Genomic DNA, 3778 nt, shown 5'->3' on the forward strand with positions numbered 1-3778 from the left:
GCGCGAGCACCACTGGCTGGAGCCCTCCGCCCCCGCGGCCGTCCCGGCCGTCGGGCCGGACGGCATCGACGGCTGGCGCTACCGCACCACCTGGAAGGGGCTGGGCGGCAATGGGTCCGCGGCGCGGCTCGACGGCCGGTGGCTGGTGGTGGTCCCCACCGGGACCGACACCGGCCTCGCCGACGCCGCCGAGGCCGCCCTCGCCCGCCGGGGGGCCGACACCGAGCGGCTCACCGTCGACGCGGACGCCGCCACCCGGAGCGGACTCGCCGAGGCACTCGCCGCGTACGAGGACCTGGGCGGAGTCCTCTCCCTCCTCTCGCTCGCCCGCACCCCCAGCGCCCTGCCCGCTACCCTCGCCCTCGTCCAGGCCGCCGGGGACTCCGGCAGCGAGGCCCCGGTCTGGGCGCTGACCCGCGCCGCGGTCGCCGTCGCGCCCGGGGAGCTGCCCGAGGACTTCGGGGCGCAGGTCTGGGCGTTCGCCCGGGTCGCCGCCCTCGAACTGCCCCAGCTGTGGGGCGGCGTCGTCGACCTGCCCGCGCAGCCCGACGACCGCGCCTTCGACCGCGTCGCCGACGCCCTCGCCCAGGGCGGCCGTCCCGGTGCCGAGGACCAGATCGCCGTACGTCCCTCCGGCTCCTACGCCCGCCGCGTCGCCCGGGCCCTGCCGCCCGCCGCCCCGGCCGACGGCGGCCGCTGGCGGGCCCGCGGCACCGTCCTCGTCACCGGCGGCACCGGAGCCCTCGGCGCGCACGTCGCCCGCTGGCTCGCCCGCAACGGTGCCGAGCACCTGGTGCTCACCAGCCGCCGCGGGCCCGGCGCGCCCGGCGCCGACGGCCTGGCCGCCGAACTGCGCGCCCTCGGCGCCGAGGTGACCGTGGCCGCCTGCGACGTCTCCGACCGCGACGCGCTCGCCGCCCTCCTCGACGCCCACCCGCCCACCGCCGTCTTCCACACCGCCGGCGTCCTCAACGACGGCGTCATCGCCGCGCTCGACGCCGCCCGCTTCCGGGAGATCCGCGCACCCAAGGCCGACGCGGCCCGCCACCTGCACGAACTCACCCTCGCCCGGGGCCTGGACCTGGACGCCTTCGTCCTCTTCTCCTCCGTCACCGGCACCTGGGGCAACGGCGGCCAGGCCGCCTACGCAGCGGCCAACGCCTCCCTCGACGTCCTCGCCGAACAGCGCCGGGCCGAGGGCCTGCCCGCCACCTCCCTCGCCTGGGGCCTGTGGGGCGGCGGCGGCATGGCCGAAGGCGCCGGAGAGGAGAGCCTCGGCCGCCGGGGCATCAGGGCCATGGACCCCGACGGGGGCATCGAAGCCCTCCACCGGGCCCTGGACCACGCCGACGTCTGCCTCACCGTCATCGACGTCGACTGGGCGGAGTTCGCCCCCCGTACGGCCGCCCTGCGCCCCGGGCCCGTCTTCGACACGGTGCCCGAGGCCCGCCGCGCGCTGGAGGCCGGCCGGCAGCGGACGGCGACGGACGCCGGACCCGCCGACGGGCTCGCCGGGCGGCTCGCCGCCCTGTCCGACGCCGAGCGCACCCGGCTCCTCGTCCAGCTGGTCCGCACCGAGGCCGCCGCCGTGCTGCGGCACCCGGGGACCGACGCCGTCCGGCCCGACCGGGCGTTCAAGGACTCCGGGTTCGACTCCCTCACCGCCCTGGAGCTGCGCAACCGACTGGCCCGGGCCACCGGCCTGAGCCTGGCCGCCACCGTCGTCTTCGACCGGCCCAACCCCGCCGTCCTCGCGGCGCACCTGCTGGACCAGCTGCTCGGCGAGCGGGGCGGTACGTCCGCCGCCCAGGCCCCCGTGCCGTCCGCGCCCGTACCGGCCCCCGAAGAGGACCCCGTCGTCATCGTCGGCATGGCCTGCCGCTTCCCCGGCGACGCCGACACCCCCGAGGCGCTCTGGGACCTCGTCATGGACGAGCGCGACGTCATCGGCGCCGCGCCCACGGACCGCGGCTGGAACCTCGACGAGGTGTACGAGCCGGACGCGGAGGCGGGCCGGCGCGGTACCACGTACGTCCGCGAAGGCGGCTTCCTGCACGGGGCCGCCGGGTTCGACGCCGACTTCTTCGGCATCTCCCCCCGCGAGGCCCTCGTCATGGACCCGCAGCAGCGCCTGCTCCTGGAGACCTCCTGGGAGGCCCTGGAGCGCGCGGGCATCGACCCGCGCTCCCTGCGCGGCAGTCGGACCGGCGTCTACGCGGGCCTCACCCACCAGGAGTACGCCTCCCGGCTGCACGAGGCCTCCGAGGAGCACGAGGGCTACCTGCTCACCGGCAAGTCCGCCAGCGTGGTCTCCGGCCGCATCTCGTACGTGCTCGGCCTGGAGGGCCCGTCGGTCTCCGTCGACACCGCCTGCTCGTCCTCCCTGGTGGCCCTGCACCTCGCCGCGCAGGCCGTACGGGCCGGGGAATGCGACCTCGCCCTCGCGGGCGGAGTCACCGTCATGGCCGCGCCCGGCCTGTTCGTGGAGTTCTCCCGCCAGCGCGGCCTGGCCGCCGACGGCCGCAGCAAGGCCTTCGCGGACGCGGCCGACGGCACCAGCTGGGCCGAGGGCGCGGGCATGCTCCTCGTGGAGCGGCTCTCCGCCGCCCGCCGCCACGGACACCCGGTGCTCGCCGTCATCCGCGGCGACGCCGTCAACCAGGACGGCGCCAGCAACGGCCTCACCGCCCCCAACGGCCCTTCCCAGGAACGGGTCATCAGCCAGGCGCTGGCCAACGCCGGGCTGGGCACCGCGGACGTGGACGTGGTCGAGGCCCACGGCACCGGCACCCGGCTCGGCGACCCGATCGAGGCCCGGGCCCTGCTCGCGACGTATGGGCAGCGGCCCGCCGGACGGCCGCTGTGGCTGGGCTCGCTGAAGTCCAACATCGGACACCCGCAGGCGGCCGCCGGTGTGGGCGGCGTCATCAAGATGGTCAAGGCGCTGGAGCACGGCAAGCTGCCCCGGACCCTGCACGTGGACGCGCCGTCCTCACAGGTGGACTGGGCGGCGGGCGCCGTCGAGCTGCTGACCGAGACCCGCGACTGGCCGGAAGTGGGCCGGGTCCGGCGGGCCGGCGTCTCGGCCTTCGGCGTGTCCGGGACGAACGCGCACGTCATCCTGGAGCAGGCCCCGGAGCCGGCCGAGGAGAGCGCCCCCGGCGCACCCCGCGAACTCCCGGTGGTCCCGCTGGTGCTGTCGGCGAAGTCGGCGCCCGCCCTGCGGGAGCAGGCCGACCGGCTCCACGGCGGCCTGGAGGGGCTGCGCACGCTCGATGCCGGGTTCACCCTGGCCGTGGCCCGGTCGGTGTTCGAGCACCGCCGGGTAGCGCTGGGCGCCGTCACCGTCGAGGGCGTCGCGGCCGACGCGGGGCGGGTGGCGCTGGTGTTCCCGGGTCAGGGGACGCAGTGGGTGGGGATGGGTGCGGGGCTGTTGGAGTCCTCGCCGGTTTTCGCGGCGCGGTTGCGGGAGTGCGCGGACGCGCTTGCGCCGTTCGTGGACTTCGATGTGGTGGAGGTCGTGCGGGAGGGTCGCTCTCTGGACCGGGTGGATGTGGTCCAGCCGGTGACCTGGGCGGTGATGGTCTCTCTTGCGGAGGTCTGGCGTTCGCTGGGTGTAGTCCCGGATGCGGTGGTGGGGCATTCTCAGGGTGAGATCGCGGCTGCCGCGGTGTCGGGTGCGTTGTCGTTGGAGGATGCCGCCCGGGTCGTCGCTCTGCGTGCTGCGGTGATCGGGCGTGAGCTGGCCGGGCTCGGGGGCATGGCCTCCCTTCCGCTG

1 protein-coding gene is annotated in these 3778 nt (G+C 76.7%); it reads left to right on the forward strand.

What is annotated here, in order from left to right:
- Nucleotides 1-3778 (forward strand): type I polyketide synthase (locus ACIRBY_RS38645; protein WP_403910151.1); only part of this gene is annotated, 3778 nt, incomplete at both ends.

This window comes from Streptomyces sp. NPDC096136 (assembly GCF_044763325.1).
Taxonomy (GTDB): Bacteria; Actinomycetota; Actinomycetes; order Streptomycetales; family Streptomycetaceae; genus Streptomyces.